This window comes from Bacillus sp. ok061 (assembly GCF_900108285.1).
GTDB classification, from domain to species: domain Bacteria; phylum Bacillota; class Bacilli; order Bacillales; family Bacillaceae_G; genus Bacillus_A; species Bacillus_A thuringiensis_S.
Window position 1 is genome coordinate 1 of the sequence record NZ_FNUW01000039.1, and the last position, 25,596, is coordinate 25,596.

A 25,596-nucleotide genomic window follows, 5' to 3' on the forward strand; every position below is an offset into this window, starting at 1 on the left:
CACCCGTGTTACCTTGAGGCCCGGTAGCGCCAGTAGCGCCCGTATTACCTCGAGGCCCAGTGGCACCGGTAGCGCCAGTAGCGCCCGTGTTACCTCGAGGCCCAGTGGCACCAGTAGCGCCTGCTGGTCCAGTAGGTCCGGTAGGTCCTTGAATGAACGAAGCAGAATTAACTAGAGCAGTTTGTAATGCTGCTATTAATTTAAGGAGCTCTTGAAGTGTGCAAGGGTCAATTCGGAATAATTTTGTAATGTATAGTAAATAGTTAATGAGATTTTGAAGCTCAATAAATACAGCGCTTGCTACAAAGGTTGGATTTCTTAATATAGTTATTAAGTTTTTAATAATAGCTAACCCTTGTGCTTTCAGGGAGGAAGTAGCGTCTAGTGAACAAATGAATTTACTTAGTAGGTTCAATGTATCGATTAGATCTTCAATATTTTGGGGAGATGGATTTGCGAAAAGTTTTGGGATTATTTTTGTTAAATCAATAATAATCGCACGAAATGTTCTAAGTTGAGCTTTAGTAATTGGGATTGATGGAGTATTTGGAATTCGTCCGGCGCTACTTGGAAAGCATGGTTTGGAGAATTTGTTTTGATTGTCGTTATAACGAGACATTAAATCTCTCCTTTCTCATGAAAATGTGAACGAAACTCATCATAGTAGATGCAGAAATTAGTTAAATGGTCATAATAAAATCGTTTGTTTAAAGAAAAAATAGAAAAAACGCCTTACAATAAGGCGTTTTTTCTATTTTCTGCGTATTGATAATATCGCTTTAATGAAATTTTTGATTTGAATCCAGCGAGTTTTATAATTTCTGATTCAGGAGTTTCTTTTTTTATTAAGTTTAAAATATAGGTGTTACGAAAATGTTGTCCTGAAATTCCTTTACGTAAATTGGCTCTAGCCACTTCGAGGCGAATCATTTTTTGTATAGCAATTTCCGTTAATGCCTTTGGTGCATCATTTTCATATACCCACCTGTATGTTCCACGGTTAAAATCGAATGCGACAAACAATGGGTCATCACTATGGTATTTAGGGCGAACTGGTTCTGGGATGCTTTTGTAATAATTATATAGTTGTTTTTTGTCTTCTTTTGCTAATGTAATTGTTCTTTCTACACCTGCGGTTGCTGGGATTGACAATGTGTTAGTTTCAAAGTGAACGTGATGCATTGTTAATGCTGTAAGTTCCTGTAAGGATAAACCGTAGTCAATCAATAGATTTAAAATAGCAATATTGCGATCCATTAATAAGGGGCGCACGGGAAGTTGTTTTTCTGAAAGTCCTTCTAATGAAGTGACTATATACTTTAACCTTTTTTCTTCATCAGGTGAAATGAAATCTTCGTTACGAAGTGTACGGTCTGGTTGGATAGATATTTCCATATTCTTCAATGGATTAGGAATGTTTAGAAAATGATGCATTCTATTTAGTACAATAAATACACGATGCATCGTTTTTTCTGAGTAATGTCGATTCGTTTTTAAATCGGAAAAGTAATCTTCGTAGTCTTTTGTACAAAGTGTAGCCCATATATTACTGGAAGGAAGCTTTTTGTTTTTTTCTAACCAATGTCCGAAGTCTTCAACGTCATAAACATAACGTTTAATAGTTGAGGGTTTTCGGCCTTTATTCAATAAAAAAATAGAAAAGGCTTGTATTGTATCATGGAATTCCGTTGTCTCCATAGTCCCACCACCTTAATTATTTCTTATATTATAGCAAACTTTTCTGAAAATAGGCATTTACAAGGGGGACAGGAATAATAATATTTGGTGAGTGGATAAAATGAGGTGATTGTATGGAACAATCGATGCGAAAGAAAAACAACAATCAAATTAATATTGTGTTAAACCATCGAAAGAAAATTTCTTTGCCAGCCACAGAAAATAAAACGGTAATTTCAAATGAAACTGCAATTAAACATGAAATGCTGCAGAGAATTGAAGAAGAGATGGGGAAGCTTGTTGGGATGGATGATATAAAAAAGATAATAAAAGAAATATATGCTTGGATTTATGTGAATAAAAAAAGACAAGAGAAGGGATTGAAGTCAGAGAAGCAAGTACTTCATATGCTGTTTAAAGGGAATCCAGGTACAGGGAAGACAACTGTTGCTAGAATGATAGGGAAATTGCTGTTTGAGATGAATATTCTATCGAAAGGCCACTTGGTTGAAGCTGAACGTGCTGATCTTGTAGGAGAGTACATCGGTCATACAGCTCAAAAAACAAGAGACTTAATAAAAAAAGCAATGGGAGGTATTTTGTTTATTGATGAGGCGTATTCTTTAGCTCGAGGAGGAGAGAAGGACTTTGGAAAAGAAGCAATTGATACGCTTGTAAAACATATGGAAGATAAACAACATGGTTTTGTATTGATTTTAGCTGGATATTCAAGAGAGATGAATCACTTTCTTTCATTAAATCCAGGGCTGCAATCTCGTTTTCCATTTATTATTGAATTTGCGGATTACTCGGTAAATCAGCTATTGGAAATTGGGAAGAGAATGTATGAAGATCGTGAATATCAGTTATCAAAAGAAGCTGAATGGAAATTTAGGGATCATTTACATGCGGTGAAGTATTCGTCGCAAATTACATCGTTTAGTAATGGACGGTATGTACGGAATATTGTTGAAAAATCAATTCGTACACAGGCGATGCGGTTGTTGCAAGAAGATGCGTATGATAAAAATGATTTAATTGGAATATCGAGTATGGATTTGATGCTCGAAGAGGAGACGCACAGTACATAAACTGTGCGTCGATTTTTGTGTATAAGTTCGTTTACTCTTTTTTTGCTTTTTCTTTGTGTGCTTTATGGAAGCGTTCCATTTTAGCGCTCTTTTCGTGTGCTGAATTAGGATCGTGTCCAAATTGATTTACTGAGCTTTTTTGAGCTCCTTTATTAACGTGGTTTGTCATTTGTATTCACCTCACTTTAAAAATTAGTATAAACATTATATAAAGAAAAAATCGTTAGAAAAGAAAAACCTCTTTACGATAAGTAAAGAGGTTAGATTGCTATTTATGCATTGAACGTTCTTTCGTTTCGATACGTCTGTGCGGTAAATGCCATTTGTAATGAATAGAAACCATGCGGAAGCAAACAATTAAAATGAATAAAATGTAAAGAGCCCAATCGCTAACAATAATTTGAGCGCCAATTAAGAAACCTGCTAAAATTGTCCAAAAGGCATATACTTCAGCACGAAGAACGAGAGGTTTTCTGCGGGCTAAAAGATCGCGAATGATACCGCCGCCGATACCAGTTAAAACAGCTGCTACAATTGTGGCGCTAATTGGTAAATTTAATTTTTGGGCATATAATGCTCCTTGTACAGCAAATGCTGATAAGCCGATAGCGTCAGTGATATTTTCCCACTTTTTCCAATGTCTAATTAACTTATTTGGAAAAAGAAAAATAATAGTCATTGATAAAAGTGCGATTTGGAATAACATGTCTTGTTGCCAAAACGCGACAATCGGATAACCGATTAATAGATTACGAAGGGCACCTCCCCCAAATGCGGTTGCCATTCCTAAAATATACACCCCGAAAATATCATAATCCTCTTCCATTGCAACAATGGCTCCGCTTAGTGCGAAAGCAATTGTGCCTATGATGCTAAAAATCTCCCATGCCATGAATTTTCTCCCCCGCTAACTAGATGAAATGTGCTTCCTCTGCTATTATATTAGAAGGTTTAAATTTCGAAAAGGATGAGTGAACATATTTGATGGAAGAAAAAGAAAAAGTCATATTAGTAGGCTGTCAATTGCCACAAGATGATGATGAAAAATTTATGCATTCCATGAAAGAGCTTGCATCACTAGCGAAGACTGCACGAGCAAAATTGTTAGTGTCAACAACGCAAAAACGACCAAAGTTTCATCCGGCAACTTACATAGGTAAAGGGAAATTAGAAGAGCTTACAATGTTAACTGAAGAATTAGAGCCGGATGTTATTGTATTTAATAATGAATTAACGCCGAGTCAAATTCGGAATTTATCCTCAGTATTAGATGCGAGAGTAATTGATCGAACGCAACTAATACTGGATATTTTTGCGCAACGTGCGAAGTCGAGGGAAGGTAAGCTTCAGGTAGAATTAGCTCAGTTGCAATATACAATGCCGCGTCTTATGGGGCAAGGATTGTCCTTATCGCGTCTTGGTGGTGGTATTGGAACAAGAGGACCGGGTGAGACGAAATTAGAGACGGATCGTCGTCATATTCGATCGCGTATTGATGAAATAAAGAAACAACTTGCAGTTGTTGTAGAACATCGAAAAAGATATCGTGAGAGAAGAAAAGATAATAAAGTATTTCAAGTTTCATTAATAGGGTATACAAATGCAGGGAAATCGACACTGTTTAATAGATTAACGGAAGCTGATACATTTGAAGAAAACCTTCTGTTTGCAACATTAGACCCAACGACGAGGAAGATGCCGTTACCTTCTGGTTATACAGTATTACTAACTGATACTGTTGGTTTTATACAAGATTTACCCACTTCATTAATCGCTGCTTTTCGTTCAACACTGGAAGAGGCGGGGGAAGCAGATGTCATTTTACATGTAGTTGATTCCTCGGATCCTAACTACATAGGGTATGAAAAAACAGTAAAACGATTATTATCAGAACTTGAAATTAACCATATTCCTATTATTACGTTATATAATAAAAAAGATGAATTATATCAAAACTTTATTCCGTTTCCGAAAAGTGATTTCTTAATGACTAGTGCTTTTGAAGAAAGTGATTTATTGCGTATAAAAGAAGCGATAGAAACGCAGATGAAGAAAGAAATGGATCGTTATCGAGTGGAAATCCCTCCGAGTGAAGGTAAGTTGTTAACGCTTTTAAAGACGGAAACGCTATTAGCAAAGATGGAGTTTCTAGAAGATAAATTTGTATATGATTGTGCAGGGTATATTTTTGCTCATTCATCGCTTAATGTGCAATTAAAGAGATTTTTAGTGGAAGAAGGAGAAAATAAAAATGTTTGATCGTTTGAAAAATGGAGAAAAAATTGCTCCAATCGTAAAAGAAGTAGAGAGTCAGATTACAGAAGTACATAAACGTGTGGATGAAGTAATTGAAAGCAATCAGTTTCGTGTATTAGAAAGTTTTCGTAAACATAAAATTAGTGACTCGCATTTTATCCCGACAACAGGTTATGGTTATGATGATATTGGCCGTGATACGTTAGAAAAAGTGTATGCTGATGTATTTGGGGCGGAAGCTGGACTTGTTCGTCCGCAAATTATTTCAGGTACTCACGCTATCTCTACAGCGTTATTTGGTATTTTACGCCCGGGAGATGAGTTATTGTATATCACTGGGAAACCGTATGATACGTTAGAGGAAATTGTTGGTGTACGCGGGAAAGGTGTAGGTTCATTTAAAGAATACAATATCGGTTACAATGCAGTTCCGCTAACTGAAGCTGGGCTTGTTGATTTTGAGTCTGTTGCAGCAGCGATTCATAATAATACGAAAATGATCGGTATTCAGCGCTCGAAAGGTTATGCTACTCGTCCATCGTTTACTATTTCTCAAATTAAAGAGATGATCGCGTTTGTTAAAGAAATTAAACCTGATGTTGTTGTGTTTGTAGATAACTGTTATGGCGAGTTTATTGAAGAGCAAGAGCCATGTCATGTTGGTGCAGATTTAATGGCGGGTTCGCTTATTAAAAACCCGGGGGGCGGAATTGTTAAAACTGGTGGTTATATTGTCGGTAAAGAACAATATGTTGAAGCGTGTGCATATCGTTTAACATCTCCGGGAATTGGTGCGGAAGCTGGAGCGTCTTTATACAGTCTGCAAGAAATGTATCAAGGGTTCTTTTTAGCGCCACATGTTGCGGGACAAGCGCTGAAAGGTGCGATTTTTACAGCTGCGTTTTTAGAAAAGTTAGGAATGAATACGTCACCAGCGTGGAATGTACCGAGAACAGACTTAATTCAATCTGTTCAATTTGATGATAAAGACCGTATGATCGCCTTCTGCCAAGCGATTCAATATGCATCTCCAATTAATTCGCATTTTACTCCGTATGCAAACTATATGCCAGGTTATGAAGATGATGTGATCATGGCGGCGGGAACGTTTATTCAAGGTGCAAGTATTGAATTGTCTGCTGATGGTCCAATTAGACCGCCATATGTTGCGTATGTGCAAGGTGGCTTAACGTATTCGCATGTTAAAATTGCGATTTGTTCTGCGATTGACGAATTAATTGAAAAGAATTTATTAACAATTTCTTAAAGGGAAGCTGTCGATTTCGGCAGCTTTTTTTCGTATGAAAGTAATGATTTGTACGATTTAAAAAAAGAATGAAAAAAATTATAAAAAATCATGTAAGAAAAGCTAACATCTATTGACACTAAACATAACATGGTATAAAATGAGAAGCAGTTAAGGCGAAGGAGGAACTGAAAAATGAAAGAAGATAGACGTTCTGCCCCGCTGTTTCCTATTGGTATTGTTATGGATTTAACACAATTGTCTGCACGTCAAATTCGCTACTATGAAGAGCATAATCTTGTTTCTCCAACCCGTACAAAGGGGAATCGTAGATTATTTTCATTTAACGATGTAGATAAGTTGTTAGAGATTAAAGATTTGTTAGATCAAGGCTTGAATATGGCTGGTATTAAGCAAGTATTACTAATGAAAGAAAATCAAACAGAAGCAGTGAAAGTAAAAGAAGAAACGAAAGAAATTTCAAAAACTGAGCTTCGCAAAATACTTCGAGATGAACTACAGCATACAGGTAGATTCAATCGAACTTCATTGCGACAAGGTGACATTTCAAGATTTTTTCACTAAAGATAACTGATTCTGAAGGCGATTAGAGGGACTAAGGAGGAATTTATAATGTCTAGATACACAAAAGAAGATATTTTCCGTTTGGCGAAAGAAGAGAATGTAAAGTATATCCGTTTACAATTTACGGACCTTTTAGGGGTAATTAAAAACGTAGAGATTCCAGTGAGACAATTAACGAAAGCTCTTGATAACAAAATGATGTTTGATGGATCTTCGATTGAAGGTTTCGTACGTATTGAAGAATCTGATATGTATTTATATCCTGATTTAGACACTTGGGTAATTTTCCCTTGGACAGCTGAAAAAGGTAAAGTAGCTCGACTAATCTGTGATATTTACAATGCAGATGGCACTCCATTTGATGGAGACCCACGTAACAACTTAAAACGTGTGTTAAAAGAAATGGAAGCTTTAGGGTTTTCAGACTTCAATCTTGGACCAGAGCCAGAATTCTTCCTATTTAAGGTTGATGAAAAAGGAAATCCAACATTAGAACTAAACGATAACGGTGGATACTTCGACCTTGCGCCGATGGATCTAGGGGAAAACTGTCGTCGTGATATCGTTCTTGAACTTGAAGAAATGGGATTTGAAATTGAAGCATCTCACCATGAGGTTGCTCCAGGGCAGCACGAAATTGACTTTAAATATGCAAATGCAATTCGCTCATGTGATGACATTCAAACATTCAAACTTGTTGTAAAAACAATTGCTCGTAAACATGGTTTACACGCAACATTTATGCCAAAACCACTATACGGTGTGAATGGTTCAGGTATGCACTGTAACTTATCATTATTTAAAAATGGTGAGAATGTATTCTTTGATGCAAACGGTGACTTACAATTAAGCGATGATGCTCGTCACTTCATCGCAGGTATTTTGAAACATGCACCAGCATTTACAGCGATAGCAAACCCAACTGTAAACTCATACAAACGTCTAGTACCTGGATATGAAGCGCCTTGTTACGTAGCATGGTCTGCACAAAACCGTAGTCCGTTAGTACGTATCCCTGCATCTCGTGGTATTAGTACACGCGTAGAAGTACGTAGTGTTGACCCAGCTGCAAACCCATATTTAGTAATGGCTACATTATTAGCTGCAGGTCTTGATGGAATTAAAAACAAATTAACTCCACCAGCAGCAGTAGATCGTAACATCTATGTAATGACAAAAGAAGAGCGCGAAGAAGCAGGTATCGTTGATTTACCAGCAACATTAGCGCAAGCATTAGTTACATTACAATCTAATGAAGTAGTATGCGGTGCACTAGGAGAACACTTACTTGAGCACTTCATCGAAGCGAAAGAGATTGAGTGGGATATCTTTAGAACACAAGTTCACCAATGGGAACGCGATCAATATATGTCTCTATACTAAGAGGGTTGAACCCTTGATACAACTCGTATCAAGGGTTTTTTAATTTCTAATTTTTACACTTTTATGTGGTTGCAAAATGAAAAAAGCCACATAAAAGCCACGAATTAATAACAAGTAGTGATATCATAGAAAAACATTATCAGATAAACGTAAGTTTTATATAATTTGTGAAATAAAAAAGCCTTGATACTACGGTATCAGGGCTTTTTTAGTGAAGTTATTGGATATATTAACTACTAGATAATGGATTGTTTTTGGTTATTTTGAATCATGTTACTAAGAAAATCTTTTCAAAAGAATTGATTTTATCTTTTTTTTAATCACTTGTGCTATAACTTAATAATTCTTTACTGCCTGTACAACGCGACCAATTATTTTTACATCTTCAGCTGAAAGGTCGTAAGTTTTTGGTTCGTGGATAGGGTCGTTACTCAATGGTATTAAAGTAATGATGCTTCCGGATTTTGAAATCTTTTTCACGGTAGCATCATAACCATTGACTTTTACAACAGCAATTTGTCCGTTTTCAACATAAGGAGTTTCCTCTACTAAAACATAAGAACCATCAGGGAATTCGAGATTCATGCTAGTGCCTTTTACAGTAAGATAAAAATACTTTTTACGCTTGTTTAAAAATGTACTCAGCATGGGTAAATAGCCTTCGATATTTTCTTCAGCGAATATTGGTGTACCAGCTGCTACAGAACCAATGATAGGAATATGAATAATGTTTGATTGATCTTTTTGGATGGTTTCATAAATAGAAACTTCTTCTTTAACAGTATTGTCCTCTTGAGTTGCGAGTCTTTCTAAATCATCAGTAGTGATTCCTAATCCCTTACAAACTTTTATGACATTATCAACAGACGCTTTACCAATCCCTCTTGATAACATGGATTGCAGTGTTGTGGGGGGGAGACCTATTTTTTCGGCGAAGGCTCTTTTGCTATAGCCAGCTTCTTTTATTAAGCGTGTTACAACCTCTGCTTTTTTCATTACTTTCACCATCTTTCTTATTAAAATGTATACGATATTGCGTATTTCTGTATATATCATAACCTAACTAAAATTGTTAGTAAATAGAAAAGTATACGAAAATGAGTATTAAAATGCGTTTTTTTGTTGACTAAATACGAAATTGAGTTTATATTTAAATGGAAATGAACGCAATATCGTACAAAAAAACAGGTGGTGAGTCAATGTATCCGAATTTGCGTGCAGAGATGGCGAGAAAAAGAATTATGATTACACAAATTTCTTCGTATCTGAAACTTCGCCACGCAACAGTGAGCGACAAAATAAATGGTAAATTTCGTTTTTATTATGATGAAGCTTTTGAAATTAAGAAAACTTTTTTTCCAGAACATAGTTTGGAATATCTTTTTGAATTTGAAGAAAATGAAGCGAATTGAAATCGGAGGAGATTTACTTAAAATGTAACCCTATAATCGAATTATTGAATGATGATTTAATAAGAGGGTTCATATCAAAGTATTTAATTTAAATTCCGATAACTAGTTAATTTGTAAAAAGAAAGTAACGAATTATGCGTAGTGCGAAATTATCTCAATGCAATAAAGATAGTCCAAAATTAGTAGTGAGGAGGAGATGAGGATGGGGCAATTAACTGACTCATCAGTACATAGTTCATTAGTATTTGAAGTTAATGGCAAAGTAGTAACGGATAGTTTGGTAATTGCGAAGATATTCAAAAAAAATCACTTCGACGTTTTGAAGGAAGTTCGAAAACAAATTGTATATGTAGGTGAAGAGTTTGGAGGAGAAAATTTTCACGAGTCCACTTATTTTAATTCAAAGAACAGGCGAATCCCTAAATATGATTTAACAGAAGAAGCATTCACGTTACTTGTTATGGGATATACCAGTAGAGAAGCGGTTGGAATGAAAATTAAATTTATGAAAGAGTTCAAACGAATGAAGCAATATATACAAAATCAGCAAAATGTGCCAAAGGATCCAATGGGGGTTTTAAAGTTAACATTTGCTGCGTTAGAAGGACATACTCAGGAGATACAAGAGATAAAGTCTGAGGTGAAAGGTTTGCGAGAAAATACGCCGCTTTATGCTATCGAGTGTGAAGAGATAACAAGGGCTGTAAAAAGGTTAGGTGTTATGTTATTGGGAGGTAAAAATTCAAATTCTTATCAGGATATCGGCCTTAGAAGGAAGTTATATAGAGATATTTATAGTCAGTTACATCGGGAATTTGGTGTGAATAGTTATAAAGCTATTAAACGTTATCATTTGGATAGAGCAATACAAATTATTAATGAAGAATATTCAATTCCAACTGTTTTAAATGAAGAAATTACAGTTAAAAACTTACAAATAAATATGGCAGACATTCAGTAGGAGGAAAGAACATGCAAAGAAAGATTTTAGTAATTACTAGCAGTTTAGCAGGGTTACCAACTGTCAGTGAATTTAAAACAAAAGAAGATGCAAAAGAGCAGGTTAGAAAGCTTATTCAAAAAGGAATGAGTCAAAATGTGATTCGTATAACACAAGAAATTCCAATGAATATCGAAATTCAAGTGGATGTTGAATTTGAGGAATAAGAGAGGTTTAGAAGAAAATAGATATGGATAGCATGATTGTTTTGAATGAATGCATAAGAAAAGAATCCGTTGCAGCGGATTCTATAAGAAAAAATATCTCTAGATAAGTATAACATTGAATAGCGTTTTTGAGAATTTATGAGGTGGCTAGTATGGGGATTATTCGAGTGAAAAAAGATAGTAATTATTCCGTTATAAATAATACTGGTTTAAAAGATGAAAGGTTGTCATGGAAAGCGAAAGGAATCTTAGCCTATGCGCTTACATTACCAGACGATTGGACTTTTCATATTAGCGAATTAGCTCGACATGCTAAGGATGGAGAAGATTCGCTCCGTACAGGTTTTAAGGAATTAAAAGAATTAGGTTATGTAAAACGTTATCCTGTTCGTGATGGGAATACGAAAAAAATTACAAGGTGGGATACGGAAATTTACGAAACGCCACAAAGGAACATGCCACAAGTGGAAAACCAAGATGTGGTAAAGCCATATGAGGAAAATCAGAAACTACTAAATACTAATAGACTAACTACTAATAAACGAAATACTAATGATTATGATGATATGGATAAATTAGAATCTCGTGTATTCATCAATGAGAGGGTTAAAGTAAGTTGTAACTTTATTAAGGGGAGGGGCATTCCGTTAAGTGAAATTGCAATTGCAGAGTTGGGGAGTTTTTGTAATTTGTTTAGTGATGAGTTAATTCAGCATGCAATTAATAAAGCCGTTGATGAGAATGCGCCAAGATGGAACTACATTAAGGCTATATTGAGGAATTGGAAGGAGCAAGAAGTTAAAACATTAGTTGATGTGGCCATACTAGATAGACGTTTTGAAATGAGCAAGAAAAAGAAATATAACGGGACAGGTAGGAAGTATTCAAATAGAAAAGAGATTGTACCCGATTGGTTATATAAAGATGATGAATCAACAAATCTAGAAGAGGAAAGAAAAAATGTGCAGTCTATTGATGAAGAGCGTGAGAGATTACAAGAAGTGTTAAATAAATATAGGTCATAAGAAAAAACGTTAGATGATTTTGTTATTTTGAAATATATTACCTTAATAAAAAATAATACATTTATATTCTTTAAAGATTCCCGATGCATAGTGAACAGTATTATAAAGATATTAGTGAATGTTTGGATCAAGTATGAACCATTTGTAATTTCAGTTTATTTCTTAAAGTTCTATGGGAACTGTTAGAAGTTTTTTCAAAAGGATTCAGGAATTAATTACAATATCTGAATTCTAAAGATGTAAGGAACTTATCAATAGAGGGTAAAAAATGTTAGGAAAGGGTTGTGTTTATAAAATGAAAGATAATTTACAAGTAATAAAGATTGAAAAAGTTAATAAGCATATTCATTCTATTAAATTAGTATTAAGAGACTTTGTAAAAAGAACGGAAGTGGGTGAATCGGTAAGTGTTCGAATGGCTCAAAGATTATAAGAAGTTAGAAGAAGAAATTACTTATTTAGAATACAACTTAGATAAATCAAAAGCCGAATTGAAGCGTTGGATTAGTGGTGATTTGCAAAATGTACGATTAACCGCTGAATCGGAAGGGGCTAAGGTAGAAGGACGAATTGAAGTAATTGAATATGAATTAGCTTATAAGATGAATGAAGAGTATGATTTAAAGCTTTTAATTAATAAATTTACAGGACTGGATCATCAAATACTTAAAATGAAATATGTTGATGGAATGACTTTAGAACAAATAGCGTTTGAATTACATTATAGTACAGGCTATATTCGCCGAAAACATGCTGAAATAAGAAAGATTGTCAAGTTTTTAGATGGGTTTTAATGTTACCTTTTTGTAGGATACATGCAGTGTACAGAAAGTATTGAAAAAGTGATTTATAGTAGTAATATAAGATTTCGACGAAAGGGCAACTATTTTTATGGTTGCTCTTTTTGTTGTGAAAGAAGGTGAGTAACGTGAAGTGATTTTATAGATAAATGGGCATTTGGCTTCCGGTTATATTTAGTAAAGTAGTAGGTTTACAGGCGAAAATAATAGCAAATAAGGAGATGTTTAATGATGAATTTATTAGCTGCTTCAGTCAAAACAAAGAATTTGCCACAACAAGTGTTACGTTGGCAATCAATGGTAGAAAGTGAATGTTCCGCACAAGGAGTACCTGAGTTAGTTCCTTACGTACTTGGAATTATTATGGTGGAAAGTGGAGGGAACTCTGAAACAACACCCGATATTATGCAGTCCAGTGAATCACAAGGTTGGCCAATGAATACAATTAAAAATCCTAAGGATTCAATTTATTACGGAGTAAAGCATTTAAAGGGAGCTTTTGATGATGCAAAGAAAAATGGTATTACAGATTTAAGTGCCATTGTTCAATCGTATAATTTTGGACGAGCTTACCTTCGCTGGTTAGCTTCTAACAATAAACAGCATTCATTACCGGTAGCAGATTTGTATTCTAAAACAGTTGTTGCGCCATCACTCGGAAATACAACTGGTGCTATGGTGAAATATAGTCACCCTATCGCTGTTGCCTACAATGGAGGTTATCGATATAAAAACGGGGGGAATTTCTTCTACTCTGAAATTGTTAAACAATATGTAGATTTTGATGGAGGAACTGGTGGTGGTGACAATAAGCCGTTACAACCAAAAGGACTGGGAATTGCAACGTCTAAATACCCAGAAGGATGGGGCATCAATTTATATAGTGGCCCTGGAAAAGATGCTTGGTTCACAGGTCATGTCATTAATACAAAAATGCCATATTTAATTATAGATGCTGCTTGGTATGGCGGGAATGAAAATATGCTTTGCTTAGGTTGGGAAGCCTGGGCGAAAGAAGAACACTTTGAAGTGCAGTGGTTCCATGCTTACTCAAAATATCCAGCAGGTTATGGTATTAACACATATGATGGTCCAAATGGAAATTATAAAGGAAATGTGGATGGATCTTATCCATATGGTGTTTTTGCGAGAAAAGATGGTTACATTGATATTGGACAAAACACATGGGTAAAAGAAGAACATTTTAATGTAAGGTAATAACAAAGGTTTTTTATTATTTGATTTTAAATTATAAATTTTAATATATAGAAAAAATATAAAAGGGTGCTTTTTTAAGTGCCTTTTTATATTACGTATGAATAGAAAGGAAGATTATTATGGCAAAATTTATTTATCCAACAGATACAACGAGAGTAACAAGTGGCTTTCGGGGGAGCAGACCAGATCATCATGGGATAGATCTTGCTGAATCGGGCTATCATCCAATTTATGCAGCAGCTAGCGGACGAGTTAGTCGTTCTTATATTTCATCCAGTTATGGTGAATGTATTATGATTGTGCACACTATTGATGGGGTTACATGGGAAACAGTATATGCCCATATGCGTAGCGGTTCTCGAACGGTGAAAGAAGGTGATTATGTTACGCAAGGACAAACTATTGGAGTTATGGGTAGCACAGGAGAAGTTACTGGTCAACATCTACATTTTGAATTGCATAAAGGGTCTTGGAACATCAATAAGAGTAATGCTGTGAATCCATTAGACTACTTAGGAAAAGGAGACGGTGGTGGTACAACTGACCCTTCTGATAAACCACTACAACCAAAAGGGCTGGGAATTGCAATGTCTAAATACCCAGAAGGATGGGGCATCAATTTATATAGTGGTCCTGGAAAAGATGCTTGGTTTACAGGTCATGTCATTAATACAAAAATGCCATATTTAATTATAGATGCTGCTTGGTATGGCGGGAATGAAAATATGCTTTGCTTAGGTTGGGAAGCCTGGGCAAAAGAAGAACACTTTGAAGTACAGTGGTTCCATGCTTACTCAAAATATCCAGCAGGTTATGGCATTAACACATATGATGGTCCAAATGGAAATTATAAAGGAAATGTGGATGGATCTTATCCATATGGCGTTTTCGCGAGAAAAGATGGTTACATTGATATTGGACAAAACACATGGGTAAAAGAAGAGCATTTTAATGTAAGATAATATCTTTAAATCAGCATGTATTAAGTAGGATGAAAAAACTTGTTATCATACCTCTTGAGATGAGAATAGTATCTGTAAAATGCTGGGTGGAATATAGGGTGCGATTTTTGAAAGAGCAACTGATGTAAAAAGTTGCTCTTTTTCTTTTTTTGAATGTGAGGACCATAACCCATTATATAGAATATGGCCTGTCTGAGTATTTAGTTTCTAGATGTACTTAATAATTCAGTGGAATTTTAAATGATAAAAAATAAAAAAAGGAGATAATCAGTAATGGAAATTAGAAAAAAATTAGTGGATCCAAGTAAATATGGTATAAAGTGTCCCAATACAATGACACCAGAATTCATCACAGTACATAATACGTACAATGATGCATCAGCAGAAAATGAGATATCGTATATGATTGGGAATAATAATTCAGTGTCGTTTCATGTTGCAGTAGATGACAAAGAAGCAGTACAAGGTATTCCGTTTGATCGTAATGCTTGGCATGCAGGTGATGGTAACGGAAATGGTAATCGTAAATCTATCGGAGTGGAAATTTGCTATTCTCTAAGCGGTGGGGATAGATATTACAAGGCGGAAGATAATGCAGCAATTGTTATTGCTCAGTTAATGAAACAATTCAATATACCGATTAGTAATGTACGTACACATAAATCGTGGAGTGGAAAGCATTGCCCACACCGAATGCTCGATGAAGGAAGAGTGGATCAATTCATTGAGAAGATAAACAAAGCATTTAATGAAGGTAATAATAAACCACTACAACCAAAAGGACTGGGAATTGCAACATCTAAATACCCAGAAGGATGGGGTATCAATTTATATAGTGGTCCTGGAAAAGATGCTTGGTTCACAGGTCATGTCATTAATACGAAAATGCCATATTTAATTATAGATGCTGCTTGGTATGGTGGGAATGAAAATATGTTGTGTCTAGGTTGGGAAGCGTGGGCGAAAGAAGAACACTTTGAAGTAGAGTGGTTCCATGCTTACTCAAAATATCCCGCAGGTTATGGCATTAACACATATGATGGTCCAAATGGAAATTATAAAGGAAATGTGGATGGATCTTATCCATATGGCGTTTTCGCGAGAAAAGATGGTTACATTGATATTGGGCAAAACACATGGGTAAAAGAAGAACATTTTAATGTGAGATAAGGATATGAGAGTAGGATCACTCGTATGATTCTCTTTGATTTTTGAAAAGGAGATGAGAACGATGGAAGAACAAATCTTCAATTCAATGATTCAACAAGGAGCATTCGCAGCTTTATTTGTGTGGATGCTGTTTACTACGCAAAAAAAGAATGAACAGCGCGAAGAACAATATCAAAAAGTTATTGAAAAAAATCAACAGGTCATTGAAGAACAAGCAAAAGCATTTAGTTCGTTGTCGAAGGATTTATCAGATGTTAAGCGGAAAATATTGGGAAACGGGGATGAGAAATAAAATATGATATTAAAGTATTTTTCACGTATGCAGGTTCTCAAATAGGAATTCGATTAATATATAATAATGAGAAAAAGCCCTAATACCGATAAGTATTGGGGCTTTTTCTCATTAGCTATAGTGAATAAGGCTGTGGTGGATTCTTCAAGAGGAAAGAGTGAATGAAGTCTAATGTTAATGTAAATGAAATGAAACCTTGAATGATACTTAGTTTATAGCGCAGTCTTATTCAGGGGTTCGTTAGTTCATTTTCTAAATTTAGGGAATAAATATAGTTTAGTACCTTGCAATAAATAATACTAGGTGGTATATTATGGATAAAACAGGTACCGTGTATTGAACAGTACTAAGATAGGGAAGGAGGATGGCACTTGAACGTTCAGTTTAAAAAAGGTGTGCTTGAACTTTGTGTATTAGCACTTGTAAAACGTAAAGATAGTTACGGTTATGAACTTGTTCAGCAAATTTCTAATAAATTTTTAATATCGGAAGGGTCAGTATATCCTTTGTTACGTCGTTTGACGAAAGAAGGGTATTTTCAAACGTATTTAAAGGAATCTACGGAAGGGCCACCTCGTAAATATTATCAATTAACAGAGCAAGGGGAGACGCAATTTCATTTGTTAGTAACAGAATGGCGTGATTTTGCGAAAGGGGTACAAGAAATTATTGAAGGGGTGGAATGGGATGAGTAAAGAAGGGTTTCTTAAAGAATTATCAAGTTATCTTAGAAAGTTACCAGAGGAAGAGAGGCAAGATATTTTATTGGATTATGAAGAGCACTTTCAGTTTGGACTAGAAGAGGGGAAAACTGAATCAGAAATAATTCAGGGCCTTGGTTCTCCGAAAGTAATCGCAAAAGAGTTACTTGCGATGTATCGCTTCGATGAAATGAAAAAAAATCCATCGACTTCAAATGTGACAAGAGCTGTTATGGCAGCGATTGGACTTAGTTTGTTTAATTTTATTATTGTGTTAGGCCCGTTAGTCGCAATTATTGCTTTTATATTTTCTTTTTGGATCGGTGGTATTGCAAGTGTAGTAACACCATTTTTCGTTATTGGAAAAGTATTTATGGGTACTTTTATATGGTTGGATCTTTTCGTTAGTATAACGTTTGTTGGAGTAGGTTTATTGGTATGTATTATCGCTTTTTATAGTACAAAGTGGTTTAAGAGATTGTGTGTACGATATGTAATATGGAACTTCAAAATGATAAAAGGAGAATAAATGATGAAAAAACTATTTTTAATCGCTATCGCTTGTATCATTATTGGAGTAATAGGAATTTCCCAAACATATGAAAAAGCAGTACAAACTGCTGAAAAAGGCGATAAAGAAAATGTAATTAAAAACGAAACATTAAAAAATATAGAAGTTAAGTTAGATGCCGGGGATATTATTGTCCAAAAATCTCCTGACTCTTCTTTTTATATCAAGCAATCAGGAGATGTACGTAAACAAGAGATTCGTATCGCAGAAGATGGTGACACATTAAAAGTTATTGGGGAAAGAGAAAAAGGTGCTTCATTTGATTTTTCTTTTTACGATTTTAGGTTTCAAACGTCTAAATTGACTCTCCTTGTGCCCGAACGCTCTTACCAAGATGTAAAAGTAAATTCATCTGCTGGACAAATCGAAATGAGTGATGTGAAAAGTGATAGCGTAAGTGTTAGAACACTTGCTGGAGAAGTAGAGTTGAAACAAATAACGGCTAAGACTGTGGAGGGATCGACAAAAGCTGGTGAGGTGAACTTTAAGAAGGTATTAGGGAAAGTGACCGCAAAAACAACAAGTGGGGAAATAAATATTCAAGATCATGATTCTCAGTATAATCTAGAAGCAAGTTCAACTGCAGGAGATATAGATATTACTTTATCGGAAAAACCACAAGATGCGGTAATTACTGGGCAAAGTGCTGCCGGAGATGTAACAATTTTTAATGAAGAAAATAAAAATGTAACAATTGGAAATGGTAGTAAAAAGATTAGCGGTAAAACGGCTGCTGGAGATGTGACGATTGAAACTCGTTAATAAGAAATAGAATGCATGGAAATCTATCAAAATACATAAAAAGAAGATAATTACCGTATATAAATAAGGTAATTATCTTCTTTTTATTATTTTTAATGTAAATCACGATATACGCCAATTACTTTCCCGATAACTGACACTTGTTTTAAAATGATAGGTTCTAATGAAGAATTTTCTGGTTGTAGACGGAAATGGTCTTTTTCTTTATAGAAACGTTTAACAGTTGCTTCGTTATCTTCTGTTAAAGCGACTACAATTTCACCATTATATGCAGACTGTTGTTGGCGAACAACAACTAAATCTCCATCGAAAATACCAGCTTCAATCATACTATCTCCAGAAATACGTAACATGAACACTTGGTCTGCTCCAGCAACAATACTAGCTGGAAGTGGGAAATGTTCCTCTACGCTTTCGACCGCTGTAATTGGTAAACCAGCAGTAACTTTTCCGACAATTGGAACTTGAATAACAGATTGTGTTTCCGTATCCATTCGGTCTTCACCTAAAATTTCAATGGCACGTGGTTTTGTTGGATCGCGTCGAATGTATCCTTTTTCTTCTAATCGTGATAAATGTCCGTGCACTGTAGAACTAGAAGCGAGGCCGACTGCTTGACCAATTTCACGTACGGAAGGTGGATATCCTTTTTCTTGTACTTTTAGCTTAATAAAGTCGAGAATGTCTTGCTGGCGTTTCGTTAACTTTTCCATGTTTTCTAACACCTCGTTTTCTTTCATTTTTCTTATTAATAAGTATAACATGTGAAAAAACATTCTACAAACATAAGTTCGAACAAATGGCGGATTTATGTTACACTATAGGGAAATAATAGGGAGAAAGAGGGGTTCAAAATGAATGCAATTATTTATGCACGTGTAAGTACAACGAAAGAAGCGCAAGAAACATCATTATTACGTCAAAAAGATGAATTATTGCATTTAGCTGAGCGCTATCAAATGAATGTTACTAAGGTGATTGAAGAGCAGGCTAGTGGATATACAATTGAACGTGACGGTATATTAGAGGTGTTGGATACAATTCGAGACGAACAAATCGATGTGTTACTTATACAAGATGAAACGCGCCTTGGTAGAGGAAATGCGAAGATTGCATTAATGCATTGTTTACATAAAGAAGGCATAAAAGTATATACGCATACACATAATGGTGAATTACAATTGTCGGATTCTGATTCGATGGTATTAGATATTATTGGTATTGTTGAAGAATATCAAAGAAAGATTCATAATTTGAAAATTAAACGAGGTATGCAACGTGCAGTAGAAAAAGGTTATCGTCCAGAAAATAATTTAAAAAATCGTCATTTAAGTGTAGGAAGAGAGAAAAAAGAAGTGCCAATTGAGGAAATTGTACGTTTGCGAAAAAGTGAACTCACGTTTGAAGAAATTGCAGCAACATTACGTGGATTTGGTCATAATGTTTCAAAGGCGACTGTACATCGTAGATATGTAGAGTATACGAAGCAATTGCTTGATAAAGAAGAGTAACTATTGTATGATAATAATCAGTTTTGATTAGAAGGGGGATTCGAGATGATTAATCACGAACTCGTTGAACGCATTAACTTCTTAGCGAAAAAAGCAAAAGCTGAAGGTTTAACTGAAGAAGAGCAACGTGAGCGTCAATCGCTACGTGAACAATATTTAAAAGGATTTCGTCAAAATATGTTAAACGAACTTAAAGGTATTAAAGTTGTTAACGAAGAAGGTACAGATGTTACACCGACGAAATTAAAAGCTTTAAAAAAGCAAGATAATGCAAAATTAAATTAAAAGATGGGCGAAGCCCATCTTTTTTATTTGTAAAAATCGTCATTTAATAACTTTCCAGTTGTTATTAACTGTTGCTTCTATCGTTCTATGTTCCAATATATAATTAGCGATAAGTTCAGACATATCTGTGGGTATATCTTTTACTATCGGTTTGCTTTGAAACATAAAGAAATTTCCCCCGCCACTTGCACGATAATTATTCATTACAACGTCATATTCTTCATTCATATTAAGAGGAGCACTGTTATGCTGTAAAGATTCTACTCTTTCACCAATTGGTTTTGAAATGTTTAATACGTATGAAATCCCTTCCCACATATCATAATTATAATGTTGTGGCTTTGGTTCTATGTAGGTAGGACTTACGGTGATGGATCCATCTGTTTTTAATGTGAAATAAGAAGCAGAGAGTTCAAGAGCATTTTTTATATCTGCTCCAGTTATTCTAATTACTTTTAATGTGTTTGGATAAATATAATTAGAAACGATATCACGCATTGTTACATGTTCAGGGAAACCTGGAGATGTATTATGGAACAAACTTGTACAAGAAATTGATACATTAGCTATATCCATCTGTATTTTATTTATGAATTCGATAAAAGGATGATCATGCAAACGAGTTTGCATAGCATCAGAAATTTGCATGTCCCCCTGAATGATTCCAATAGGTTGATCAAGCCACCTTTGTGTTTTCTCTTCGTAATCGGCTACCAATGAAAGTACATCTTGGTCCGCCTCAACTCCTTGTACAGATAATAATTCAGAACAACTCTCTTTTTTCACCCATTTATGTTTCGTTTTTTCGAATGTTACTTTTACTTTTCCGACTGAGTGTCCATTGCATCCGGTCTGTAAAATTGTTACACCGTTAGCCATTGTGTGAGAAATTTCTCGGTGTTGATGACCTGTTAGTAAAAGATCTATGCCTTCAATTTCATGGCACATTGCATATCCTTGGTTTTCACCTGTTAACACTTCAGTCGGTTCCCCGGTTTGTAAATCTCTTTCAAATCCACCGTGATAGGCTACGACTAATAAATCGGGTTTCTCATGTTCGCGAATATAAGAAACCCATTTTTTTGTAGTCTTTAATGCATCTTCAAATAGTAAATCTTTAATGTGATGGGCCTGTTCCCAATTTGGGATGTAATGTGTTGTTACCCCTAAAATAGCAATTTTTATATTGGATTCAATCTGTTTGATTAAATAAGGTTTTCCGAAATAGGGTTTTTTTATGTTTTTATCTAAAATGTTTGCTGATAGGTACGGGAAGTTCGCAGTAGTCACAGCATTATTTAATATATCCATCCCGTAATTAAATTCATGATTGCCGATAATTGCAGCGTCATACTGTAAGTAATTCGCTAATAAGGACATTGGATTTTTTTTGTTTTTTTCGTATGTAACGTAATGATAAGTAAATGGTGTTCCTTGAATAAAGTCGCCATTATCAATTAAAAGAACGTTTGTATTTTGGGAACGTTCTTTTTTTATAAGAGTAGAAATTTTAGCTAAACCAAGTTCTGCTGGGGAGTTATCTTGGTAGTGAATGGGATAAACAGTGCCATGTATATCGCTTGTTAATAAGATGTTTAAAGTTACAGTTTGATTTTGTTCCAATATGACTCACCTTTTCTATTGTTATCTTCCAATTAATCATATCAAATATGTGAAGTGAATTTTGATGTGAATGTATAGAATGTGTAAAGATTCTGTAAATAACCAATTGTGTATCAAAATATGTGATATATTTCTTCATGTTTACGGAAGGTTATTTTATAACAAGAAAAATGGAGGCATTAATATGTTGAAAAAAGTTTTTGCAATGAGTACAACAGTTGTACTAGCGGCGGGATTATTAAGTGGCTGCGGGACGAAAGAGTCAAGTGCAAGTAAAAATGAAGATACGAAAAAAGGTTATGTACCAAAGACCTTAAATGTTCAATTTGTTCCTTCTCAAAATGCGGATACGTTAGAGGCAAAGGCAAAACCATTGGAAAAGCTATTAAGCGATAAATTAAATATTCCGGTAAAAGTTAGTATTTCAACTAACTACAATACAATTGTAGAAGCGATGGCATCTAAACAAGTAGATGTAGGATTTTTACCGCCAACAGCGTACGTATTAGCACATGAAAAGAAGGCTGCAAATGTAATTTTGCAAGCACAACGTTTTGGAGTAGAGGATGAAACAGGAGCTCCTACAAAAGATTTAGTAGACTATTATAAATCTGAGTTTGTTGTTAAAAAAGACTCTAATATAAATAGTGTAAAAGATTTAAAAGGTAAAAAAATTGGTTATCAAGATGTAACATCATCAGCAGGATATGTATGGCCTGCAGCTGTTCTATTAAAAGAGGGAATTGATCCGCTAAAGGATGTGAAACCTGTTACATTAAAAGGCCATGATCAGTCACTTATTGCACTTTTAAATGGTGATGTAGATGCAGCTGTTGTATTCCAAGATGCTCGTAATATTGTAAAAAAAGATTATCCGAATATATTTGATCAAACGAAAATAGTGAAATTTACTGAGAAAATTCCGAACGATACAATTTCTGTACGTTCTGATTTAGATGCAGAGTGGAGCAAGAAATTACAAGATGCTTTCATTGAAATTGGAAAAAATGAGGAAGGCCGTAAAATCATTAAAGAAGTATATTCTCATGAAGGATATATTAAATCTGATGATAGTAAATTTGATATTGTTCGTGAATATGGAAAGACAGTGAAGACGCAATAATACATAGTGAAGTGGCGGCTAGCTGGAAGGTGTGAGATTTCAGTTAGTTTGCCGTTTTTTAGTTATTGATAATACATTGAAAGTAGGTAAGATGTGTGATAGAGTTTCGAAATGTTTCCAAAATGTATCCGAATGGAACAAAGGGATTGAATAATATAAATTTAAAGATTCAAAAAGGTGAGTTTATTGTAATGGTCGGATTATCCGGAGCTGGAAAATCTACACTTCTCAGATCCGTAAATCGTCTTCATGAGATTACCGAAGGAGAAATCATTATTGAAGGTGAGTCTATTACTGCTGCGAAAGGAAAAGGATTAAGGCGTATGCGCCGGGATATCGGTATGATCTTCCAAAGTTTTAACCTTGTAAAGCGATCAACAGTATTAAAAAATGTATTAGCTGGTCGTGTTGGATATCATTCCACATTACGTACAACGTTAGGTTTGTTTCCGAAAGAAGATGTGGAGCTCGCATTTCAAGCGTTAAAAAGAGTGAATATTTTAGAAAAAGCATATGCACGTGCTGATGAATTATCAGGAGGACAACAGCAACGTGTATCGATAGCTAGAGCATTGGCACAAGAAGCAAAAATCATATTGGCAGATGAGCCTGTTGCATCGTTAGATCCACTTACGACAAAGCAAGTGCTAGATGATTTGAAAAAAATTAATGAAGATTTTGGAATCACGACAATTGTAAATTTACATTCTATTGATTTGGCTAGACAATATGCGACACGCATTATCGGATTACATGCAGGAGAAATTGTTTTTGACGGTTTAGTAGAAGAAGCAACGGATGAAAAATTTGCTGAAATTTATGGGGACGTTGCTCAGAAAAGCGAATTATTAGAGGTGGCAGTAAAATGAATGACGTGACGATATATTCAAATGAAATACCGAAGCCGCCGAGTAAATTGAAACATATGTTAACGTTTATTTTAGTTATTTTAATGCTGTGGAGTAGTAGTGTACAAGTAGATGCATCATTTTCAAAACTGGTAGACGGTTTTCCTAATATGGTAGATCTATTGAAAGAAATGGTGCCACCTGATTGGAGTTATTTTCAAGTTATTACAACAGCGATGTTAGATACAATACGTATGGCGATTATTGGGACGACCTTAGGAGCGATTTTAGCTATTCCACTTGCATTGTTTGCAGCAAGTAATGTGTTTACTAACACATTTTTATACAGTCTAGCTCGAATGATTTTAAATTTTATACGAACGATACCAGATTTATTATTGGCGGCTATTTTCGTAGCGATTTTTGGAATTGGGCCACTTCCAGGTATTTTGGCTCTTACTTTTTTTTCAATTGGACTTGTAGCGAAATTGTTGTATGAATCAATTGAATCAATTGACCCTGGCCCATTAGAAGCGATGACAGCTGTAGGGGCTACTAAGGTGCAATGGATTGTTTATGGAGTCATTCCACAAGTAAAAGCACACTTTGTTTCCTATGTACTATATACATTTGAGGTGAATGTACGTGCAGCGGCTGTCCTAGGTTTAGTAGGAGCAGGTGGTATTGGACTATATTATGATCGTACACTTGGATTTTTACAATATCAACAAACTGCATCTATTATCATCTATACTCTTGTTGTTGTATTGGTAATTGATTATGTAAGTACATTGTTGCGGGAGAAATTATAATGAGTAAAACGACTATAATCGTACCAAAACCGAAGAAACCGAGTATATATCGCTGGGTTATTTTTATAGCAATTACATTTGTTTATGTTTGGGCCTTTTCAGGAGTACCACTAGAGGGAATAAAGGAAACGGCGGGAGAAATCACGAAAGCAATTATGACAGGGATATTGAATCCAGACTGGTCGTATGTATCTTTGCCAGATGGTGAAGATTTATTACATGGATTAATTGATACGTTGGCAATTGCAATATTAGGTACATTTATTTCTGCATTTTTATCTGTTCCGTTTGCCTTTTGGGCGGCAACGAATATGAGTAGTGGAAAATTAACTTCAGGATCTGGGAAATTTGTACTTAGTTTTGTTCGTACGTTTCCTGAATTAGTTATGGCTCTTTTATTTATAAAAGCTGTTGGACCAGGCTCTTTTGCAGGAGTATTAGCTCTAGGATTACATTCTATTGGAATGTTAGGGAAACTATATTCAGAAGGAATTGAAAACATAGATAAAGGACCGACGGAAGCGTTACTAGCAACAGGGGCAAATCGATTTCAAATACTTTGGTATGCAGTGTTACCACAAGTGTTACCGGATTTTCTATCGTATACGTTATACAGATTTGAAATTAATGTAAGGTCCGCTGCGATATTAGGTGTTATTGGAGCAGGGGGGATTGGTACACCGTTAATTTTTGCGCTGAGTTCACGGAATTGGTCTCGTGTTGGGATTATTTTATTAGGTATCATTTTAATGGTAATTATAATTGATTTGATTTCAAGTTCGATTCGGAAACGGATTGTTTAACTTATTTGAAAAGCATCGAAGTTAGATGCTTTTTTATGTTTTTAAAAACATAATGAAAAAAGTAAGTATAGAAAAGAAATTTGTATAAATATACAGATAATTCCCTTTCTTTTTAAAATAAAAATAATGAAAAAGTATGTCATATTGAATACCCATACATTCCCGGAAACATTGATTTTTTTATAAAAAATCAAAAAAATATCAACATATTTGTCGATACATGTTGTATAATCTTGCGTGGGAAGCTATCATATAAATGTATAAAACGTTTAC

At 34.9% G+C, this 25,596-nt stretch carries 31 protein-coding genes; 24 read left to right on the plus strand and 7 right to left on the minus strand.

Annotation, left to right across the window (positions count from 1 at the left end; translation table 11 throughout):
• The coding region (locus tag C4S65_RS30175; RefSeq protein ID WP_142391601.1) for a collagen-like repeat preface domain-containing protein at nt 1-619 on the minus strand (619 nt) is incomplete at its 3' end.
• A 113-nt stretch (nt 620-732) separates the two neighbouring features.
• Nucleotides 733-1,698, minus strand: coding sequence for a site-specific integrase (locus C4S65_RS30180; RefSeq protein ID WP_000450326.1), 966 nt, complete (start codon nt 1,696-1,698; stop codon nt 733-735).
• A 113-nt stretch (nt 1,699-1,811) separates the two neighbouring features.
• On the opposite strand from C4S65_RS30180, the gene spoVK reads away from it, so the two are divergent.
• Nucleotides 1,812-2,768 (plus strand): stage V sporulation protein K, encoded by a 957-nt coding sequence (gene spoVK, locus C4S65_RS30185; protein ID WP_000438195.1) that lies wholly within the window; start codon nt 1,812-1,814, stop codon nt 2,766-2,768.
• Nucleotides 2,769-2,799: 31 nt separating this feature from the next.
• On the opposite strand, the gene C4S65_RS34730 is transcribed toward spoVK, so the two are convergent.
• A complete protein-coding gene (locus tag C4S65_RS34730; RefSeq protein WP_000181504.1) occupies nt 2,800-2,937 on the minus strand; it encodes a hypothetical protein in 138 nt (45 codons plus the stop codon).
• Nucleotides 2,938-3,036: 99 nt separating this feature from the next.
• Complete coding sequence (locus C4S65_RS30190) at nt 3,037-3,660, minus strand: trimeric intracellular cation channel family protein (RefSeq protein WP_000312267.1); 624 nt, start codon at nt 3,658-3,660, stop codon at nt 3,037-3,039.
• 92 nt (nt 3,661-3,752) lie between these two features.
• Here C4S65_RS30190 and hflX point away from each other — a divergent pair, with 92 nt between their 5' ends.
• From hflX to glnA, 4 genes are all read left to right on the plus strand, one after another.
• Nucleotides 3,753-5,027, plus strand: coding sequence for a GTPase HflX (gene hflX, locus C4S65_RS30195; protein WP_116366071.1), 1,275 nt, complete (start codon nt 3,753-3,755; stop codon nt 5,025-5,027).
• Nucleotides 5,020-6,291, plus strand: a complete 1,272-nt coding sequence (locus C4S65_RS30200; RefSeq protein WP_000460311.1) for a methionine gamma-lyase family protein — start codon at nt 5,020-5,022, stop codon at nt 6,289-6,291. The genes hflX and C4S65_RS30200 overlap by 8 nt, the downstream gene beginning before the upstream one ends.
• A gap of 174 nt (nt 6,292-6,465) precedes the next feature.
• Nucleotides 6,466-6,855, plus strand: a complete 390-nt coding sequence (gene glnR / locus C4S65_RS30205) for a transcriptional repressor GlnR (protein ID WP_000656783.1) — start codon at nt 6,466-6,468, stop codon at nt 6,853-6,855.
• A 48-nt stretch (nt 6,856-6,903) separates the two neighbouring features.
• On the plus strand, nt 6,904-8,238 hold the full coding sequence (gene glnA / locus C4S65_RS30210; protein ID WP_000092763.1) for a type I glutamate--ammonia ligase: 1,335 nt from the start codon (nt 6,904-6,906) through the stop codon (nt 8,236-8,238).
• Between the two features lie 336 nt (nt 8,239-8,574).
• Here the strand turns inward: glnA and C4S65_RS30215 are convergent, their stop codons facing one another.
• Nucleotides 8,575-9,234 (minus strand): XRE family transcriptional regulator, encoded by a 660-nt coding sequence (locus C4S65_RS30215; protein WP_042972619.1) that lies wholly within the window; start codon nt 9,232-9,234, stop codon nt 8,575-8,577.
• 203 nt (nt 9,235-9,437) lie between these two features.
• Between C4S65_RS30215 and C4S65_RS30220 the strand changes: the two genes are divergently transcribed.
• The 13 genes from C4S65_RS30220 (at nt 9,438) to C4S65_RS30275 (ending at nt 18,318) form a co-directional block, all read left to right on the plus strand.
• Nucleotides 9,438-9,650, plus strand: a complete 213-nt coding sequence (locus tag C4S65_RS30220; protein WP_097821048.1) for a hypothetical protein — start codon at nt 9,438-9,440, stop codon at nt 9,648-9,650.
• Nucleotides 9,651-9,852: 202 nt separating this feature from the next.
• A complete protein-coding gene (locus C4S65_RS30225) occupies nt 9,853-10,611 on the plus strand; it encodes an ORF6C domain-containing protein (protein WP_097821047.1) in 759 nt (252 codons plus the stop codon).
• 11 nt (nt 10,612-10,622) lie between these two features.
• Entirely contained in the window at nt 10,623-10,817 is a 195-nt protein-coding gene (locus C4S65_RS30230) for a hypothetical protein (protein ID WP_001189064.1), read from the plus strand.
• 152 nt (nt 10,818-10,969) lie between these two features.
• On the plus strand, nt 10,970-11,842 hold the full coding sequence (locus C4S65_RS30235) for a DnaD domain protein (RefSeq protein ID WP_097821046.1): 873 nt from the start codon (nt 10,970-10,972) through the stop codon (nt 11,840-11,842).
• A gap of 268 nt (nt 11,843-12,110) precedes the next feature.
• Nucleotides 12,111-12,275, plus strand: coding sequence for a hypothetical protein (locus C4S65_RS34735; RefSeq protein ID WP_000900737.1), 165 nt, complete (start codon nt 12,111-12,113; stop codon nt 12,273-12,275).
• Nucleotides 12,250-12,636: a hypothetical protein gene (locus C4S65_RS30240; protein ID WP_000464433.1), complete on the plus strand. Its 387-nt coding sequence runs from the start codon at nt 12,250-12,252 to the stop codon at nt 12,634-12,636. The genes C4S65_RS34735 and C4S65_RS30240 overlap by 26 nt, the downstream gene beginning before the upstream one ends.
• 237 nt (nt 12,637-12,873) lie before the next feature.
• On the plus strand, nt 12,874-13,860 hold the full coding sequence (locus C4S65_RS30245; protein ID WP_176520058.1) for a lysozyme family protein: 987 nt from the start codon (nt 12,874-12,876) through the stop codon (nt 13,858-13,860).
• A gap of 119 nt (nt 13,861-13,979) precedes the next feature.
• Nucleotides 13,980-14,822 carry a M23 family metallopeptidase gene (locus tag C4S65_RS30250; protein ID WP_086407567.1) on the plus strand — a complete coding sequence of 281 codons (843 nt, stop codon included), beginning with the start codon at nt 13,980-13,982 and terminating at the stop codon, nt 14,820-14,822.
• Between the two features lie 273 nt (nt 14,823-15,095).
• Nucleotides 15,096-15,992 (plus strand): N-acetylmuramoyl-L-alanine amidase, encoded by an 897-nt coding sequence (locus C4S65_RS30255; RefSeq protein ID WP_061667546.1) that lies wholly within the window; start codon nt 15,096-15,098, stop codon nt 15,990-15,992.
• Between the two features lie 61 nt (nt 15,993-16,053).
• The gene (locus tag C4S65_RS30260) at nt 16,054-16,284 is read left to right on the plus strand and encodes a BhlA/UviB family holin-like peptide (RefSeq protein WP_000392445.1); all 231 of its coding nucleotides are present in this window, start codon (nt 16,054-16,056) and stop codon (nt 16,282-16,284) included.
• Nucleotides 16,285-16,655: 371 nt separating this feature from the next.
• Nucleotides 16,656-16,979 (plus strand): PadR family transcriptional regulator, encoded by a 324-nt coding sequence (locus tag C4S65_RS30265; protein WP_001102628.1) that lies wholly within the window; start codon nt 16,656-16,658, stop codon nt 16,977-16,979.
• A complete protein-coding gene (locus tag C4S65_RS30270) occupies nt 16,972-17,514 on the plus strand; it encodes a DUF1700 domain-containing protein (protein ID WP_103945765.1) in 543 nt (180 codons plus the stop codon). Before C4S65_RS30265 ends, C4S65_RS30270 begins: the two co-directional genes overlap by 8 nt.
• A complete protein-coding gene (locus tag C4S65_RS30275) occupies nt 17,515-18,318 on the plus strand; it encodes a DUF4097 family beta strand repeat-containing protein (RefSeq protein ID WP_003307568.1) in 804 nt (267 codons plus the stop codon).
• Nucleotides 18,319-18,410: 92 nt separating this feature from the next.
• Here the strand turns inward: C4S65_RS30275 and lexA are convergent, their stop codons facing one another.
• Nucleotides 18,411-19,031 (minus strand): transcriptional repressor LexA, encoded by a 621-nt coding sequence (gene lexA, locus C4S65_RS30280; protein ID WP_000413738.1) that lies wholly within the window; start codon nt 19,029-19,031, stop codon nt 18,411-18,413.
• A 141-nt stretch (nt 19,032-19,172) separates the two neighbouring features.
• Between lexA and C4S65_RS30285 the strand changes: the two genes are divergently transcribed.
• Nucleotides 19,173-19,829 carry a recombinase family protein gene (locus tag C4S65_RS30285; protein ID WP_000991471.1) on the plus strand — a complete coding sequence of 219 codons (657 nt, stop codon included), beginning with the start codon at nt 19,173-19,175 and terminating at the stop codon, nt 19,827-19,829.
• A 45-nt stretch (nt 19,830-19,874) separates the two neighbouring features.
• Nucleotides 19,875-20,114, plus strand: a complete 240-nt coding sequence (locus tag C4S65_RS30290) for a DUF896 domain-containing protein (RefSeq protein ID WP_000607015.1) — start codon at nt 19,875-19,877, stop codon at nt 20,112-20,114.
• Nucleotides 20,115-20,153: 39 nt separating this feature from the next.
• On the opposite strand, the gene C4S65_RS30295 is transcribed toward C4S65_RS30290, so the two are convergent.
• Nucleotides 20,154-21,737: a bifunctional metallophosphatase/5'-nucleotidase gene (locus C4S65_RS30295; protein ID WP_103945766.1), complete on the minus strand. Its 1,584-nt coding sequence runs from the start codon at nt 21,735-21,737 to the stop codon at nt 20,154-20,156.
• Nucleotides 21,738-21,921: 184 nt separating this feature from the next.
• Here C4S65_RS30295 and C4S65_RS30300 point away from each other — a divergent pair, with 184 nt between their 5' ends.
• The 4 genes from C4S65_RS30300 to phnE (C4S65_RS30315) all read left to right on the plus strand — a co-directional run bounded on the left by C4S65_RS30300 (nt 21,922) and on the right by phnE (C4S65_RS30315) (nt 25,323).
• The gene (locus tag C4S65_RS30300) at nt 21,922-22,860 is read left to right on the plus strand and encodes a phosphate/phosphite/phosphonate ABC transporter substrate-binding protein (RefSeq protein ID WP_000915063.1); all 939 of its coding nucleotides are present in this window, start codon (nt 21,922-21,924) and stop codon (nt 22,858-22,860) included.
• A gap of 95 nt (nt 22,861-22,955) precedes the next feature.
• Nucleotides 22,956-23,729 carry a phosphonate ABC transporter ATP-binding protein gene (gene phnC / locus C4S65_RS30305; protein WP_097821044.1) on the plus strand — a complete coding sequence of 258 codons (774 nt, stop codon included), beginning with the start codon at nt 22,956-22,958 and terminating at the stop codon, nt 23,727-23,729.
• Complete coding sequence (phnE, locus tag C4S65_RS30310) at nt 23,726-24,520, plus strand: phosphonate ABC transporter, permease protein PhnE (RefSeq protein WP_001000775.1); 795 nt, start codon at nt 23,726-23,728, stop codon at nt 24,518-24,520. Before phnC ends, phnE (C4S65_RS30310) begins: the two co-directional genes overlap by 4 nt.
• On the plus strand, nt 24,520-25,323 hold the full coding sequence (gene phnE, locus C4S65_RS30315) for a phosphonate ABC transporter, permease protein PhnE (RefSeq protein WP_000047883.1): 804 nt from the start codon (nt 24,520-24,522) through the stop codon (nt 25,321-25,323). The genes phnE (C4S65_RS30310) and phnE (C4S65_RS30315) overlap by 1 nt, the downstream gene beginning before the upstream one ends.
• The last annotated feature ends 273 nt before the right edge of the window (nt 25,324-25,596 follow it).